Below are 15,851 nucleotides of genomic sequence, written 5' to 3'. Positions count from 1 at the left end.
GCAGCTTGAGGGCGGTCCCGATATCGGTGGCCCCCTCAAGTCTTCACAGATTGAACAAGACGGCTTGCCGACTGACCTGCGGATTTGAGTGACAAACCCATGCCAAAACGTACAGACATTAAAAGCATCCTGATTCTCGGCGCTGGCCCGATCGTTATCGGCCAGGCCTGCGAATTCGACTACTCCGGCGCCCAGGCCTGCAAAGCCCTGCGCGAAGAGGGCTACCGCGTCATCCTGGTGAACTCCAACCCGGCCACCATCATGACCGACCCGGCCATGGCCGACGCCACCTACATCGAGCCGATCAAGTGGCAGACCGTTGCCAAGATCATCGAGAAAGAGCGTCCTGACGCGCTGCTGCCAACCATGGGCGGCCAGACAGCACTTAACTGCGCCCTGGACCTGGAACGCGAAGGCGTTCTGGAGAAGTTCGGCGTAGAGATGATCGGTGCCAACGCCGACACCATCGACAAGGCTGAAGACCGTTCGCGTTTCGACAAGGCGATGAAATCCATCGGCCTGGCGTGCCCGCGTTCCGGCATCGCCCACAGCATGGAAGAGGCCAACGCGGTCCTCGAGAAACTCGGCTTCCCGTGCATCATCCGTCCTTCCTTCACCATGGGTGGCACCGGTGGCGGTATCGCTTACAACCGTGAAGAGTTCGAAGAAATCTGCGCCCGTGGTCTGGACCTGTCGCCGACCAAAGAGCTGCTGATCGATGAATCCCTGATCGGCTGGAAAGAGTACGAGATGGAGGTTGTCCGCGATAAGAAGGACAACTGCATCATCGTTTGCTCTATCGAAAACTTTGACCCGATGGGCGTGCACACCGGTGACTCGATCACCGTGGCTCCGGCGCAAACCCTGACCGACAAGGAATATCAGATCCTGCGTAACGCCTCCCTGGCGGTACTGCGCGAGATCGGCGTGGAAACCGGTGGTTCCAACGTTCAGTTCGGTATCTGCCCGAACACCGGCCGCATGGTCGTGATCGAAATGAACCCGCGTGTATCGCGTTCCTCGGCACTGGCTTCGAAAGCTACCGGTTTCCCGATCGCTAAGGTCGCGGCCAAGCTGGCCGTGGGCTATACCCTGGACGAGCTGTCGAACGACATCACCGGCGGCAAGACCCCGGCGTCCTTCGAACCGTCCATCGACTACGTCGTGACCAAGCTGCCACGTTTCGCCTTCGAGAAATTCGCCAAGGCTGACGCGCGCCTGACCACTCAGATGAAGTCGGTCGGTGAGGTCATGGCCATCGGCCGTACCTTCCAGGAGTCCCTGCAGAAAGCCCTGCGTGGCCTGGAAGTAGGCGTTTGCGGTCTGGACGAGAAAGTCGACCTGGCCAACCCGGAAAGCATGAGCGTGCTCAAGCGCGAGCTGACCGTGCCGGGCGCCGAGCGTATCTGGTACGTGGCGGACGCGATGCGCGCCGGCATGAGTGTTGAAGACATCTTCGGCATGACCATGATCGATCCTTGGTTCCTGGTACAGATGGAAGACCTGATCAAGGACGAAGAGAAGGTCAAGACTCTGGGTTTGACCAGCATCGACCGCGACCTGATGTTCCGTCTCAAGCGCAAAGGCTTCTCCGATATGCGCCTGGCCAAGCTGCTGGGTGTGACCGAGAAGGCTCTGCGTGCTCATCGCCACAAGCTGGAAGTGTTCCCGGTCTACAAGCGCGTCGATACCTGCGCCGCCGAGTTCGCCACCGACACCGCCTACCTGTACTCGACGTACGAAGAAGAGTGCGAAGCTGCGCCATCGGGTCGCGACAAGATCATGATCCTGGGCGGCGGTCCGAACCGTATCGGCCAAGGCATCGAGTTCGACTACTGCTGTGTACACGCGGCACTGGCCCTGCGCGATGACGGGTACGAGACCATCATGGTCAACTGCAACCCGGAAACCGTTTCCACCGACTACGACACCTCCGATCGCCTGTACTTCGAGCCAGTGACCCTGGAAGACGTGCTGGAAATCGTCCGCGTCGAGAAGCCGAAAGGCGTGATCGTCCAGTACGGCGGCCAGACCCCGCTGAAACTGGCTCGTGCCCTGGAAGCTGCTGGTGTGCCGATCATCGGCACCAGCCCAGACGCCATCGACCGTGCGGAAGACCGTGAGCGCTTCCAGCAAATGGTTCAGCGCCTGAACTTGCGTCAGCCGCCAAACGCCACCGTGCGCAGCGAAGACGAAGCTATTCGAGCTGCCAGCAAGATCGGTTATCCGCTGGTGGTGCGTCCGTCCTACGTTCTGGGCGGTCGTGCGATGGAAATCGTCTACGAAGAAGAAGAGCTCAAGCGCTACCTGCGTGAAGCGGTTCAAGTGTCCAATGACAGCCCGGTGCTGCTGGATCACTTCCTCAACTGCGCCATCGAAATGGACGTGGATGCGGTTTGTGACGGTAAAGACGTTGTCATCGGCGCGATCATGCAGCACATCGAGCAGGCCGGCGTTCACTCCGGTGACTCCGCGTGCTCGCTGCCGCCGTACTCGCTGCCTGCGCACATCCAGGATGAGATGCGCGAACAGGTCAAGAAGATGGCCCTGGAATTGGGCGTGGTCGGCCTGATGAACGTTCAGTTGGCGCTGCAAGGCGACGACATCTATGTCATCGAAGTCAACCCGCGTGCCTCGCGTACCGTGCCTTTCGTTTCCAAGTGCATCGGCGTTTCCCTGGCAATGATCGCGGCTCGCGTCATGGCTGGTAAAACCCTGAAAGAAATTGGTTTCACCAAGGAAATCATCCCGAACTTCTACAGCGTGAAAGAGGCGGTGTTCCCATTCGCCAAATTCCCAGGTGTTGACCCGATCCTCGGCCCAGAGATGAAGTCCACCGGTGAAGTGATGGGCGTGGGTGACACCTTCGGCGAAGCATTCGCCAAGGCGCAGATGGGCGCGAGCGAAGTCCTGCCGACTGGCGGTACCGCGTTCATCAGCGTGCGCGACGACGACAAGCCACTGGTTGCAGGCGTAGCTCGTGATCTGATCAACTTGGGCTTCGAAGTGGTTGCCACTGCCGGTACTGCCAAGCTGATCGAAGCTGCGGGCCTGAAAGTGCGCCGCGTGAACAAGGTGACCGAGGGTCGTCCGCACGTGGTCGACATGATCAAGAATGACGAAGTCACCTTGATCATCAACACCACCGAAGGTCGTCAATCTATTGCTGATTCGTACTCCATTCGTCGCAACGCCCTGCAGCACAAGATCTACTGCACCACCACCATTGCTGCTGGCGAAGCTATCTGTGAAGCGCTGAAGTTCGGTCCCGAGAAGACCGTACGCCGCTTGCAGGATCTACACGCAGGATTGAAGGCATGAGCATAACGAAATACCCAATGACCGTTCAGGGCGCTCGCGCCCTGGAAGAAGAACACACTCACTTGACCAAAGTCGTCCGTCCGAAGCTCAGCCAGGACATCGGTACGGCCCGCGAGTTGGGTGACTTGAAGGAAAACGCCGAATACCACGCTGCTCGCGAGCAGCAGGGCATGGTCGAGGCGCGGATTCGTGACATCGAAGGCAGGATTCAAAACCAGGTCATCATCGACGTCACGACCATTCCTCACACGGGCAAGGTTATCTTCGGCACCACCGTCGAAATCGCCAACGTCGAGACTGATGAAAGCGTCACTTACCACATCGTGGGTGAGGATGAAGCTGACTTCAAACTCGGCAAGATCTCGGTCGGCTCGCCCTTGGCTCGTGCCTTGATCGGCAAGGAAGAGGGTGATGTGGTCGCGGTGAAAACGCCAAGTGGCGTTATCGAGTACGAGATTGTCGAAGTTCGCCACATCTAAACGCAGGCGCCCGCTTCGTGCGGGCGCCATGCTTTGGCAGCTGTCCCAGATGTTATGGGTTGGCGGCCTGTGGCTGTTGCATATCGGTCTGCTGCCGGTGCTGGGTCGAATTGGCCTGGCGCCGCTGCTGATCGAAGAAATCGCAGGCATGCTGGATGCGCTGATGGTGGTATTTGCCGCAGCGTGTGTGGTATTTCAGGCTTTGGTCCTGGTTCAGGCCGAGGGCCTTACCAGCCTATGGCGGGATATTCGCGGGCAACTTTTGTTAATGGCGCTGTATGCGTGCGCGATGTACTTCGCGGTGCGCATCGGCTGGCCGGAAGCAGTTCGTTGGCAGGCGTTCAGCTATCTTGTACTTGGCTTTTCCGGGTTGGTGCTGGTGTTGCAGCCGGTGCCGGGGTGGAGTGGCAGGGTGCGCGAAGCACACCCTTGACCCTTGCCATCACTTGAAGCGATGGACGTTCGACAGCTGCTTGTTGACGCTGAAGTTCTTACGGTAAATCAGTGCCATCTTGCCGATGACTTGAACCAGATCCGCTTTGCCGACCTTGCAGAGCTCTGCAATGGACGCCAGGCGCGATTCGCGATCGAGGATGTTGAGCTTGATTTTGATCAGCTCGTGATCCGCCAGCGCGCGTTCCAGTTCGGCTAACACACCTTCAGTCAGACCGTTGTCAGCCACAATCAAAACTGGTTTCAGATGGTGGCCAATGGATTTGTACTGTTTCTTCTGCTCTTGAGTGAGCGGCATAATCTGACCCTTTCGTCTGGATTCTGTAAAATGGCGGCCATTTTACCCGAGGGTTCGTGGATCCGCCCAACTAATCACGACCCTAATCATCGAGGTGCCCAATGGCGCGTTCCAAGACAAGCCTTGAGTGGCTAAAAAGACATGTCAATGATCCCTATGTGAAGCAGGCGCAGAAGGACGGGTACCGCTCGCGTGCGAGTTACAAACTTCTGGAGATCCAGGAGAAGTACAAGCTGATCCGTCCGGGCATGAGCGTTGTCGACCTGGGTGCGGCGCCCGGTGGCTGGTCACAGGTCACTAGTCGTCTGATCGGTGGTCAGGGGCGTCTGATCGCCTCGGACATCCTGGAAATGGACAGCATTCCGGACGTAACTTTCATCCACGGTGACTTCACCCAGGACGAAGTGCTCGCTCGGATCCTTGAGGCCGTGGGTAATTCGCAGGTAGACCTTGTGATTTCCGATATGGCCCCCAATATGAGTGGTACGCCTGAAGTGGACATGCCGAAAGCCATGTTTCTGTGCGAGCTGGCACTTGATTTGGCGGAGCGGATACTCAAGCCTGGTGGTAATTTCGTAATCAAGATTTTTCAGGGCGAAGGTTTCGATGTTTACCTGAAGGACGCTCGTAAGAAATTCGACAAGATCCAGATGATCAAGCCCGACTCTTCTCGTGGTAGCTCCCGTGAGCAATACATGCTGGCTTGGGGCTATCGCGGTCGCGGTGAATAAAACGAGGTTTTTTGGCGGGGCGATAGGTTTTTCGTATTTCGCCTCGCGTGCATAAGCGAATATTGTGTAGAAAGTGTTTCACAAAGGGTTACAGACGGCGCCTGCCAGAGTTGTAAGTAATGTAGTAAGTTAGGCCGGTGAATATCATGCGAAGCGCGCGCCATTAGCGGAGCTTGCTTCAGAGGGTAGTTAATTGAACGATATGGCAAAGAATCTGATCCTGTGGTTGATCATCGCAGCTGTCCTGGTGACGGTGATGAACAACTTCTCCAGCCCTAACGAGCCGCAGACCCTCAACTATTCCGACTTCATCCAGCAGGTCAAGGATGGCAAGGTCGAACGCGTGGCGGTTGACGGCTACGTGATTACCGGTAAACGCAACGATGGCGACAGCTTCAAGACCATTCGTCCGGCAATCCAGGACAACGGCCTGATCGGTGACCTGGTGGATAACCACGTCGTGGTCGAAGGCAAGCAACCCGAGCAGCAAAGCATCTGGACTCAACTCCTGGTCGCAAGCTTCCCGATCCTGGTGATCATCGCCGTGTTCATGTTCTTTATGCGGCAGATGCAGGGCGGCGCTGGTGGTAAGGGCGGTCCAATGAGCTTTGGCAAGAGCAAGGCGCGCCTGCTCTCCGAAGATCAGGTGAAAACCACCTTGGCTGACGTTGCCGGTTGCGACGAAGCCAAGGAAGAAGTCGGCGAACTGGTCGAGTTCTTGCGTGATCCGGGCAAGTTCCAGCGTCTGGGTGGTCGAATTCCACGCGGTGTGCTGATGGTCGGCCCTCCGGGTACCGGTAAAACCTTGCTGGCCAAGGCAATCGCCGGCGAAGCAAAAGTGCCTTTCTTCACCATTTCCGGTTCCGATTTCGTCGAAATGTTCGTCGGTGTCGGTGCCAGCCGTGTTCGCGATATGTTCGAACAGGCCAAGAAACACGCGCCGTGCATCATCTTCATCGATGAAATCGACGCCGTCGGTCGCCACCGTGGTGCCGGCATGGGCGGTGGTCACGATGAGCGCGAGCAGACTCTCAACCAGTTGCTGGTAGAGATGGATGGCTTCGAAATGAACGATGGCATCATCGTGATTGCCGCGACCAACCGTCCTGACGTACTCGACCCGGCACTGCTGCGTCCGGGCCGTTTCGACCGTCAGGTCGTGGTCGGTCTGCCTGATATCCGCGGTCGTGAACAGATCCTCAAAGTCCACATGCGCAAAGTTCCAATGGGTGACGACGTCGCTCCAGCGGTAATTGCCCGTGGTACGCCTGGTTTCTCCGGTGCTGACCTGGCCAACCTTGTCAACGAAGCATCGCTGTTCGCTGCGCGTGCCGGCAAACGCATCGTTGAGATGAAAGAGTTTGAACTGGCCAAAGACAAGATCATGATGGGCGCCGAGCGTAAGTCCATGGTCATGTCTGAGAAAGAAAAGCAAAACACTGCTTATCACGAAGCAGGCCACGCTATCGTTGGTCGCGTCGTTCCCGAGCATGATCCTGTGTACAAGGTGTCGATCATCCCGCGCGGTCGTGCGCTGGGTGTGACCATGTTCCTGCCGGAAGAAGACCGCTACAGCCTTTCCAAGCGTGCGTTGATCAGTCAGATCTGCTCGTTGTACGGTGGCCGTATCGCTGAAGAAATGACCCTCGGCTTCGATGGCGTTACCACCGGTGCTTCCAACGACATCATGCGTGCTAGCCAGATTGCGCGGAACATGGTGACCAAGTGGGGGCTTTCCGAAAAACTCGGCCCACTGATGTATGCGGAAGAAGAGGGTGAGGTATTCCTCGGTCGTGGTGGCGGTGGCCAGAATGCAAGCTTCTCCGGTGAGACAGCCAAGCTGATCGACTCTGAAGTGCGCAGCATCATTGATCAGTGCTACGGCACAGCCAAGCAGATCCTCACGGACAACCGTGACAAGCTCGATGCCATGGCTGACGCCCTCATGAAGTATGAAACCATTGATGCCGAGCAGATCGACGACATCATGGCCGGTCGCACACCTCGCGAACCTCGCGACTGGTCTGGTGGCACCGGTACATCCGGTACGCCTCCAGCGGTACAGGATGAGCGTCCGGAAACACCTATCGGCGGTCCCGCTGCTGACGTTTAAGGTTTGAAATGACTTCTGTTCAGTCCTCAACCCGGTTGCCTTGCGGCAACCGGGTTCTTGATTTGGCCCAGACGCATGTCATGGGCATTCTCAATGTCACTCCCGATTCTTTTTCCGATGGCGGCCAATACAGCCAACTCGATGCAGCGATGCGTCATGCAGAAGCTATGGTCGCGGCTGGTGCGACGCTGATCGATGTCGGTGGTGAGTCGACGCGACCGGGCGCCAGGGCGGTGTCGCCGCTTGAGGAGCTTGAGCGCGTTGCGCCGATCGTCGAGCGGATTAACCGCGAATTGGACGTGATTATTTCTGTTGATACCTCCACGCCAGCCGTCATGCGCGAAACCGCGCGGCTGGGCGCCGGCTTGATCAATGATGTGCGTGCGCTGCGTCGCGATGGCGCTCTGGATGCGGCGGCGGCAACCGGGTTGCCAGTCTGTCTGATGCATATGCTCGGTGAGCCGGGCGACATGCAGGACAATCCGCACTACCAGGACGTTACGAAGGAGGTGGCTGAGTTTCTTGCCGAGCGCATGGCTCAGTGCGCTTCAGCTGGAATTCCGGCTGAGCGGATCATCCTCGATCCCGGTTTTGGCTTCGCTAAAACACTGCAGCACAATCTAAGCTTGTTCAAGCATATGGAAGCCTTGCATGTCTTTGGGCGGCCCTTACTGGTCGGGGTTTCGCGAAAGAGCATGATAGGTCAGGCATTGAGTCGTCCGGTGGATGAGCGCTTGTATGGCGGTCTCGCTCTCGCAGCGCTGGCTTCGCACAAGGGCGCGCGTATATTGCGCGTCCACGATGTTGCTGAAACAGTCGATGTGGTGAGGATGATCGCCGCAGTGGATTCGGCCGAATAAGAATGATGGAGTACTTATGACTAAGAAATACTTTGGCACCGATGGTATTCGTGGTCGGGTCGGCGAGTACCCGATTACTCCTGACTTCATGCTCAAGCTCGGTTGGGCTGCAGGCATGGCGTTCCGCAAAATGGGCGCATGCAGGGTCCTGGTGGGCAAAGACACCCGAATCTCCGGGTATATGTTCGAGTCGGCACTTGAGGCTGGGCTGACATCGGCGGGTGCTGACGTAATGCTCCTGGGGCCGATGCCGACACCGGCCATTGCCTATCTGACGCGTACTTTTCACGCCGAAGCAGGCATCGTGATCAGTGCCTCGCACAATCCGCATGACGACAACGGCATCAAATTTTTCTCCGGAAAGGGCACCAAGCTTCCGGATGAAGTCGAGCACATGATCGAAGAGTTGCTCGATACTCCGATGACCGTCGTCGAGTCGAGCAAGATTGGCAAGGTGTCGCGAATCAACGACGCCTCAGGTCGATATATTGAGTTCTGCAAAAGCAGTGTGCCCACCGGCACGAGCTTTTCTGGTATGAAAATCGTCATCGACTGCGCTCATGGCGCAACGTACAAAGTGGCGCCCAGCGTGTTTCGAGAGCTTGGTGCCAATGTCGTTGTTCTGTCTGCGCAACCCAACGGGTTGAATATCAACGACAACTGCGGTTCGACCCATATGGGTCAGTTGCAGGCTGCTGTCCTGGCTGAGCACGCTGATCTGGGTATCGCGTTCGATGGTGATGGCGACCGGGTTTTGATGGTTGATCATACCGGCGCTATTGTCGATGGTGACGAGTTGTTGTTCATCATCGCTCGCGATCTGCACGAGCAAGGCAAGTTGCAAGGCGGCGTGGTCGGCACGCTGATGAGCAACCTGGGGTTGGAGTTGGCGCTGGCGGATCTGGCGATTCCATTTGTTCGCGCCAACGTCGGAGATCGTTATGTGATCGCTGAGTTGCTGGAGCGCAACTGGTTGGTAGGTGGTGAGAATTCGGGTCATATCGTTTGTTTCAAGCACACCACTACCGGAGACGCGATCATCGCGGCGCTGCAGGTTTTGCTGGTATTGAAGAACCGCTCCGAAGGGCTCGCCCAGACTCGTCAGGCATTGCGCAAGTGCCCGCAGGTGTTGATCAATGTGCGTTTCGGCGGAGGTGCAAGCCCGCTTGAACACCCGTCTGTCAAGGAAGCGAGCGAGCGCGTCACCAAGGCTATGGCTGGTCGTGGGCGAGTGCTCTTGCGCAAGTCCGGAACCGAGCCGCTAGTGCGCGTCATGGTTGAAGGCGAGGACGAAACAGCGGTTCGCGGCTATGCCGAAGAGCTGGCAAAACTGGTTACTGAAGTTTCTGCCTGAATTCGGCTTGCCAGCCATGATTGTGTTGGGTAACATCTGCGCCCACTTTGACCGACGAGGTACAGCATGCGTCGCCCTATGGTAGCTGGTAACTGGAAGATGCACGGTACCCGCGCCAGCGTCGCTGAGCTGATCAACGGCCTTAGTCGCTTGGCGTTGCCGAGCGGTGTTGATGTCGCGGTATTCCCGCCTTGCCTGCATATCAATCAAGTGATTGATGGCTTGAAAGGAAAGTCGATTTCGGTCGGCGCGCAGAACTCTGCGGTGGAGTCCGGACAAGGTGCATTGACCGGTGAGGTTTCGCCGAGTCAGTTGGTGGATGCAGGTTGTTCCCTGGTGCTTGTCGGGCACTCTGAGCGCCGCCAGAAAATGGGCGAGCAAGACGAGATGCTGATCCGCAAGTTCGCAGCGGCACAGGCAAGCGGCTTGATTCCGGTGTTGTGTATTGGGGAGACCCTTGAGCAGCGCGAAGCCGGTAAGACTCTTGAGGTTGTCTCGCGTCAGCTGGGCAGTATCATGGAAGAGCTGGGTGTCGATGCATTCGCCAATGCAGTAATTGCTTACGAGCCGGTCTGGGCCATTGGCACCGGGCTGACTGCTTCGCCGCAACAAGCGCAGGATGTGCATGCAGCCATTCGCGCGCAGTTGGCGGACAAGAATTCTGAGGTCGCACAAGGTGTGCGGCTTCTATACGGCGGCAGCGTGAAGGCGGCCAATGCGGTCGAACTGTTCGGCATGCCGGATATCGATGGGGGGCTCATTGGTGGGGCTTCCCTGAATGCAGATGAGTTCGGTGCGATCATTCGCGCCGCGGGAAACTGAAAAAATGCTGGAAACAGTCGTAGTCGTTTTTCATCTGCTGGGTGCATTGGGCGTAGTTGCTCTGGTATTGCTGCAGCAGGGTAAAGGTGCGGATGCTGGCGCGTCTTTCGGAGCAGGTGCTTCAAATACTGTGTTCGGAAGCCAAGGTTCCTCTACCTTTCTTAGTAAGTTTACTGCTATACTTGCCGCAGGTTTCTTCATAACCAGCTTAGGGTTAGGTTACTTTGCTAAAGAGAAAGCTCACCAGCTGACTCAAGTAGGTCTCCCAAATCCAGCGGTGTTGGAAGTTCCAAAGCAGCAACCGGCTTCTGATGATGTCCCGGTGCTTCAAGAGCAAAAGTCGGCTACTCCAGCGACTGATGTGCCTCCAGCTCAAGAGCAGAAGTAAGAAGGGTTTCAAACGTAGTATTGCCGAGGTGGTGGAATTGGTAGACACGCAACCTTGAGGTGGTTGTGCCCATAGGGTGTAGGGGTTCGAGTCCCCTTCTCGGTACCAATTAGTCAGGAGAGCCCGCTGTTGCGGGCTTTCTTGCAGGTGGAAGGTTACATTGACCCTGTAGGGGATCGGTCGTATACTTCCGCCCCAGCTTTGTCGCGGGGTGGAGCAGTCTGGTAGCTCGTCGGGCTCATAACCCGAAGGTCGTCGGTTCAAATCCGGCCCCCGCAACCAGTATAAGGAGCCCCTTTTAAGGGGCTTTTTGTTAGCTGGACACTTTCAACGCCGCTGTTCGACGGCGTTTCAAGGATGGGCGTTTCGCCCATTTTTTTATTTTGCATAGCATGCACATACATGCACGAGGGGGTTCAGGTGTCGAGCAAGCTAGAAGAGTTGCAGGCCTTGCTGGCCCCGGTAGTCGTGGCCCTAGGCTATGAATGCTGGGGTATTGAGTTTTCGGCTCAAGGTCGCCACTCAATGTTGCGCGTTTATATCGATAAAGAGGGCGGCGTGCTGGTGGACGATTGCGCCATTGTCAGCCGTCAGATCAGCGGTGTGCTGGATGTTGAAGATCCAATCTCCGTTGAATACACCCTTGAAGTTTCCTCGCCTGGCATGGAACGCCCGCTGTTCACTCTTGAGCAGTTTGCAAAATTTGCCGGTGAACAAGTGAAGATCAAGCTGCGCTCGCCTTTTGAAGGACGACGCAACTTTCAGGGCCTTCTGCGCGGTGTAGAAGAACAGGATGTCGTGGTGCAGGTAGAAGACCATGAGTTCCTGTTGCCGATCGATATGATCGACAAGGCCAACATTATTCCCAGTTTTGACTGAGACGCGGATCCCGCGGATCCAATGGCTTGCGAAAGGCGAGGCGTACGATGAGCAAAGAAGTACTGCTGGTTGTTGAGTCGGTATCCAATGAAAAGGGCGTACCGGCAAACGTGATTTTTGAAGCGCTGGAGCTGGCTCTGGCCACTGCTACCAAAAAGCGTTTTGAGGACGAAGTTGATCTGCGTGTGGAAATCAATCGCCACACCGGTGCTTACGAGACCTTCCGTCGCTGGACGGTTGTCGAAGAAGCAGACCTGGACGATCCGGCCATCGAAACTTGGCCGAGCAAGGTTGCCGAAACGCATCCTGGTGCCAAGGTTGGCGACGTTGTCGAAGAGAAGATCGAGTCCATTGAATTCGGCCGTATCGCTGCACAGACTGCCAAGCAAGTCATCGTGCAGAAAGTTCGCGAAGCCGAGCGCGCACAGGTTGTTGACGCTTACCGCGAGCGCCTGGGGGAAATAATCTCCGGCACCGTGAAGAAAGTGACCCGCGACAACGTGATCGTCGATCTGGGTAACAACGCCGAAGCGTTGCTGGCCCGTGAAGACATCATTTCTCGCGAAACCTTCCGTGTTGGCGTGCGTCTGCGTGCGCTGCTCAAGGAAATCCGCACAGAGAACCGCGGCCCGCAGCTGATCCTGTCGCGTACCGCGCCGGAAATGCTGATCGAGTTGTTCCGCATCGAAGTGCCGGAAATTGCTGAAGGCCTGATCGAAGTAATGGCTGCGTCCCGTGATCCGGGTTCTCGCGCCAAGATCGCCGTCCGCTCCAAGGACAAACGCATCGACCCGCAAGGCGCTTGCATCGGTATGCGCGGTTCGCGCGTCCAGGCAGTGTCGGGCGAGTTGGGCGGTGAGCGTGTCGACATCGTCCTGTGGGACGATAACCCGGCTCAGTTCGTGATCAACGCCATGTCCCCGGCTGAGGTTGCGGCAATTATCGTTGACGAAGATGCCCATGCAATGGACATCGCCGTTGGCGCAGACAATCTGGCTCAGGCCATCGGTCGCGGTGGTCAGAACGTGCGTCTGGCTAGCCAGTTGACTGGCTGGACCCTGAACGTGATGACCGAATCGGACATCCAGGCTAAGCAGCAAGCAGAAACCGGCGACATCCTGCGCAACTTCATCGACGAGCTGGAAGTCGACGAAGAGCTGGCACAGGTGCTGGTCGATGAAGGCTTCACCAGCCTGGAAGAGATTGCCTACGTACCGTTGGAAGAAATGCTCAACATCGACGGCTTTGACGAGGAAATCGTCAACGAGCTTCGCGCTCGTGCCAAGGATCGCTTGTTGACCAAAGCCATCGCTACTGAGGAAAAGCTGGCAGACGCCCATCCGGCCGAAGACCTGCTCTCGCTTGAGGGTATGGACAAGGATTTGGCGATGGAACTGGCGGTGCGCGGCGTAATTACCCGCGAAGACCTGGCCGAGCAGTCTATTGACGACCTGCTCGACATCGACGGCATTGACGATGATCGTGCCGGCAAGTTGATCATGGCCGCCCGAGCCCACTGGTTCGAGTAATTAGGCGCGGCCTGAGGAGAGAAGTGCATGACGCAAGTCACGGTGAAACAACTGGCCGATGAGGTCAAAACACCGGTAGAGCGCCTGTTGCAGCAGATGCGTGAGGCAGGTCTGCCGCACACCGCCGCCGAAGAAAGTGTGACTGACAGTGAGAAGCAATCGTTGCTGACTCACTTGAAAAGCAGCCACAAGGCGAAAGTGGAAGAACCACGCAAGATTACGCTGCAGCGTAAAACCACCAGCACCCTGCGTGTTGCTGGCAGCAAAAGCATCAGCGTTGAAGTACGCAAGAAGAAAGTCTTCGTACAGCGCAGCCCGGAAGAAATCGAAGCCGAGCGCAAGCGTGAACTGGATGAACGTCGCGCAGTAGAAAATGCTGCACGTCAGAAGGCTGAAGAAGAAGCCAAGCGTCGCGCCGAAGAAGAAGCGCGTCGCCAGCCTGCTGCTGCGACGACTGCTCCAGCCGAACCTGTGGCAGCGCCTGTTGCCGCAGCCGAGCCTGTGCGTGAAAGCGCACCGGTTGTGGCAGCGGCTCCGGCGCCTGCGGCGGACACTCGCAAGCGTGACGAACAGCGCCGTCCGGACAAACCACGTGCGGACGATAACAATCGCCGCGGTAGTGGCGATGGCGAGCGCAAAAACGCTCCGCATCGTGCTTCGGTCAAGGAAAAAGCGCCTGCTCCACGCGTTGCCCCACGTACTACCGACGAAGAAAGCGATGGCTTCCGTCGTGGTGGTCGCGGCAAGGCCAAGCTGAAGAAGCGCAACGCCCACGGTTTCCAGAGCCCAACCGGCCCTGTCGTGCGCGAAGTGAAGATCGGCGAAACCATCACTGTGGGCGATCTCGCTCAACAGATGTCGGTCAAGGCTGCTGAAATCATCAAGTTCATGTTCAAACTGGGTACGCCAGCGACCATCAACCAGGTATTGGATCAGGAAACTGCTCAACTGGTAGCTGAAGAGCTAGGCCACAAAGTGACCCTGGTCAGCGACACCGCCCTGGAAGATTCCCTGGCCGAGTCCCTGAAGTTTGAAGGTGAGGCTGTTTCCCGTGCACCAGTCGTGACCGTAATGGGCCACGTTGACCACGGTAAAACTTCCCTGCTCGACTACATCCGTCGTGCCAAGGTTGCTGCTGGCGAAGCCGGTGGTATTACCCAGCACATCGGTGCATACCACGTTGAAACCGACCGTGGCATGGTGACGTTCCTCGACACCCCTGGTCATGCCGCGTTTACCGCAATGCGTGCTCGTGGTGCCAAGGCGACTGACATCGTGATCCTGGTGGTTGCAGCGGACGACGGCGTAATGCCGCAGACCATTGAAGCCGTCCAGCACGCAGTTGCGGCCGGTGTTCCACTGGTTGTCGCAGTGAACAAGATCGACAAACCGGGCGCCGATCTCGATCGCATCCGTAGCGAACTGTCGGTTCACGGCGTGACGTCGGAAGAGTGGGGTGGCGACACTCCATTCGTTCCGGTCTCGGCGAAGATGGGTACCGGTGTCGACGAGCTGCTCGAAGCCGTATTGCTGCAAGCCGAAGTTCTGGAACTGACTGCAACTCCGTCGGCTCCTGGCCGTGGTGTCGTGGTTGAATCGCGCCTGGACAAGGGCCGTGGCCCGGTGGCTACCGTTCTGGTTCAAGACGGTACCCTGCGCCAAGGCGACATGGTCCTGGTCGGTTCGAACTATGGCCGTGTACGTGCCATGCTCGACGAGAACGGCAAGCCAATCAAGGAAGCCGGTCCGGCCATCCCTGTCGAGATTCTCGGCCTGGACGGCACCCCGGACGCTGGCGACGAGATGAGCGTTGTGGCTGACGAGAAGAAAGCCCGTGAAGTGGCTCTGTTCCGTCAAGGCAAGTTCCGCGAAGTCAAACTGGCTCGCGCTCACGCCGGCAAGCTGGAAAACATCTTCGAAAACATGGGTCAGGAAGAGAAGAAGACGCTCAACATCGTCCTCAAATCCGACGTCCGTGGTTCGCTGGAAGCGTTGAACGGCGCCTTGAACGGCCTGGGTAACGACGAAGTGCAAGTGCGTGTGGTCGGTGGCGGTGTCGGTGGTATCACCGAATCCGACGCCAACCTGGCACTGGCCTCCAACGCTGTATTGTTCGGCTTCAACGTGCGTGCCGATGCTGGTGCTCGCAAGATCGTCGAGCAGGAAGGTCTGGATATGCGTTACTACAACGTGATCTACGACATCATCGAAGACGTCAAGAAAGCCCTGACCGGTATGCTCGGCAGCGACGTTCGCGAGAACATCCTGGGCATCGCCGAAGTGCGTGACGTGTTCCGTTCGCCGAAGTTTGGCGCGATCGCCGGTTGCATGGTTATCGAAGGTGTTGTTCACCGTAACCGTCCAATCCGTGTACTGCGTGAAGACATCGTTATCTTCGAAGGCGAGCTGGAATCCCTGCGCCGCTTCAAGGATGACGCTTCCGAAGTACGTGCCGGCATGGAATGCGGTATCGGCGTGAAGAGCTACAACGACGTCAAAGTCGGTGACAAGATCGAAGTCTTCGAGAAGGTTCAGGTTGCTCGCAGCCTCTAACTCGCGCACTTCAAGAGCCGTGATGGCCAGCCGCATGCAAATGCACGGCGCATCAGTCGGACTCTAAACGC

Annotated in this window: 13 protein-coding genes and 2 tRNA genes; 14 read left to right on the top strand and 1 reads right to left on the bottom strand. The window is 57.3% G+C overall.

What is annotated here, in order from left to right:
• The first annotated feature begins 99 nt into the window (after positions 1-99).
• The 3 genes from carB to ABVN21_RS19905 are packed head-to-tail and all read left to right on the top strand — an operon-like array spanning position 100 to position 4,233.
• A complete protein-coding gene (gene carB / locus ABVN21_RS19915; protein ID WP_339554942.1) occupies positions 100-3,321 on the top strand; it encodes a carbamoyl-phosphate synthase large subunit in 3,222 nt (1,073 codons plus the stop codon).
• Positions 3,322-3,323: 2 nt separating this feature from the next.
• Positions 3,324-3,800 (top strand): transcription elongation factor GreA, encoded by a 477-nt coding sequence (greA, locus tag ABVN21_RS19910; RefSeq protein WP_056728592.1) that lies wholly within the window; start codon positions 3,324-3,326, stop codon positions 3,798-3,800.
• 28 nt (positions 3,801-3,828) lie between these two features.
• Positions 3,829-4,233 carry an MFS transporter gene (locus ABVN21_RS19905; protein WP_339555002.1) on the top strand — a complete coding sequence of 135 codons (405 nt, stop codon included), beginning with the start codon at positions 3,829-3,831 and terminating at the stop codon, positions 4,231-4,233.
• Between the two features lie 9 nt (positions 4,234-4,242).
• Here the strand turns inward: ABVN21_RS19905 and ABVN21_RS19900 are convergent, their stop codons facing one another.
• Positions 4,243-4,551, bottom strand: coding sequence for a YhbY family RNA-binding protein (locus tag ABVN21_RS19900; RefSeq protein WP_007942889.1), 309 nt, complete (start codon positions 4,549-4,551; stop codon positions 4,243-4,245).
• A gap of 101 nt (positions 4,552-4,652) precedes the next feature.
• Between ABVN21_RS19900 and rlmE the strand changes: the two genes are divergently transcribed.
• The 11 genes from rlmE to infB all read left to right on the top strand — a co-directional run bounded on the left by rlmE (position 4,653) and on the right by infB (position 15,780).
• Positions 4,653-5,282: a 23S rRNA (uridine(2552)-2'-O)-methyltransferase RlmE gene (rlmE, locus tag ABVN21_RS19895; protein ID WP_339554943.1), complete on the top strand. Its 630-nt coding sequence runs from the start codon at positions 4,653-4,655 to the stop codon at positions 5,280-5,282.
• Positions 5,283-5,484: 202 nt separating this feature from the next.
• Positions 5,485-7,395, top strand: coding sequence for an ATP-dependent zinc metalloprotease FtsH (ftsH, locus tag ABVN21_RS19890; protein WP_339554944.1), 1,911 nt, complete (start codon positions 5,485-5,487; stop codon positions 7,393-7,395).
• An 8-nt stretch (positions 7,396-7,403) separates the two neighbouring features.
• The gene (gene folP / locus ABVN21_RS19885) at positions 7,404-8,255 is read left to right on the top strand and encodes a dihydropteroate synthase (protein WP_339554945.1); all 852 of its coding nucleotides are present in this window, start codon (positions 7,404-7,406) and stop codon (positions 8,253-8,255) included.
• Between the two features lie 16 nt (positions 8,256-8,271).
• Complete coding sequence (glmM, locus tag ABVN21_RS19880; RefSeq protein ID WP_339554946.1) at positions 8,272-9,609, top strand: phosphoglucosamine mutase; 1,338 nt, start codon at positions 8,272-8,274, stop codon at positions 9,607-9,609.
• Positions 9,610-9,675: 66 nt separating this feature from the next.
• Positions 9,676-10,431 (top strand): triose-phosphate isomerase, encoded by a 756-nt coding sequence (tpiA, locus tag ABVN21_RS19875; RefSeq protein ID WP_339554947.1) that lies wholly within the window; start codon positions 9,676-9,678, stop codon positions 10,429-10,431.
• 4 nt (positions 10,432-10,435) lie between these two features.
• Complete coding sequence (secG, locus tag ABVN21_RS19870; RefSeq protein WP_017336473.1) at positions 10,436-10,819, top strand: preprotein translocase subunit SecG; 384 nt, start codon at positions 10,436-10,438, stop codon at positions 10,817-10,819.
• A 22-nt stretch (positions 10,820-10,841) separates the two neighbouring features.
• Positions 10,842-10,927, top strand: a tRNA-Leu gene (locus tag ABVN21_RS19865).
• Positions 10,928-11,024: 97 nt separating this feature from the next.
• Positions 11,025-11,101 (top strand) — tRNA-Met (locus ABVN21_RS19860).
• Between the two features lie 138 nt (positions 11,102-11,239).
• Positions 11,240-11,698 (top strand): ribosome maturation factor RimP, encoded by a 459-nt coding sequence (gene rimP, locus ABVN21_RS19855; protein ID WP_007973115.1) that lies wholly within the window; start codon positions 11,240-11,242, stop codon positions 11,696-11,698.
• A 47-nt stretch (positions 11,699-11,745) separates the two neighbouring features.
• On the top strand, positions 11,746-13,227 hold the full coding sequence (gene nusA, locus ABVN21_RS19850) for a transcription termination factor NusA (RefSeq protein WP_007988680.1): 1,482 nt from the start codon (positions 11,746-11,748) through the stop codon (positions 13,225-13,227).
• Positions 13,228-13,254: 27 nt separating this feature from the next.
• Positions 13,255-15,780, top strand: coding sequence for a translation initiation factor IF-2 (infB, locus tag ABVN21_RS19845; RefSeq protein WP_339554948.1), 2,526 nt, complete (start codon positions 13,255-13,257; stop codon positions 15,778-15,780).
• Positions 15,781-15,851 lie beyond the last annotated feature (71 nt).

This window comes from Pseudomonas sp. MYb327, from assembly GCF_040438925.1.
Classification (GTDB): Bacteria; Pseudomonadota; Gammaproteobacteria; order Pseudomonadales; family Pseudomonadaceae; genus Aquipseudomonas.
The sequence above is the reverse complement of the archived record's forward strand: the minus strand, read 5'-3'. Positions and strand labels throughout refer to the sequence as shown.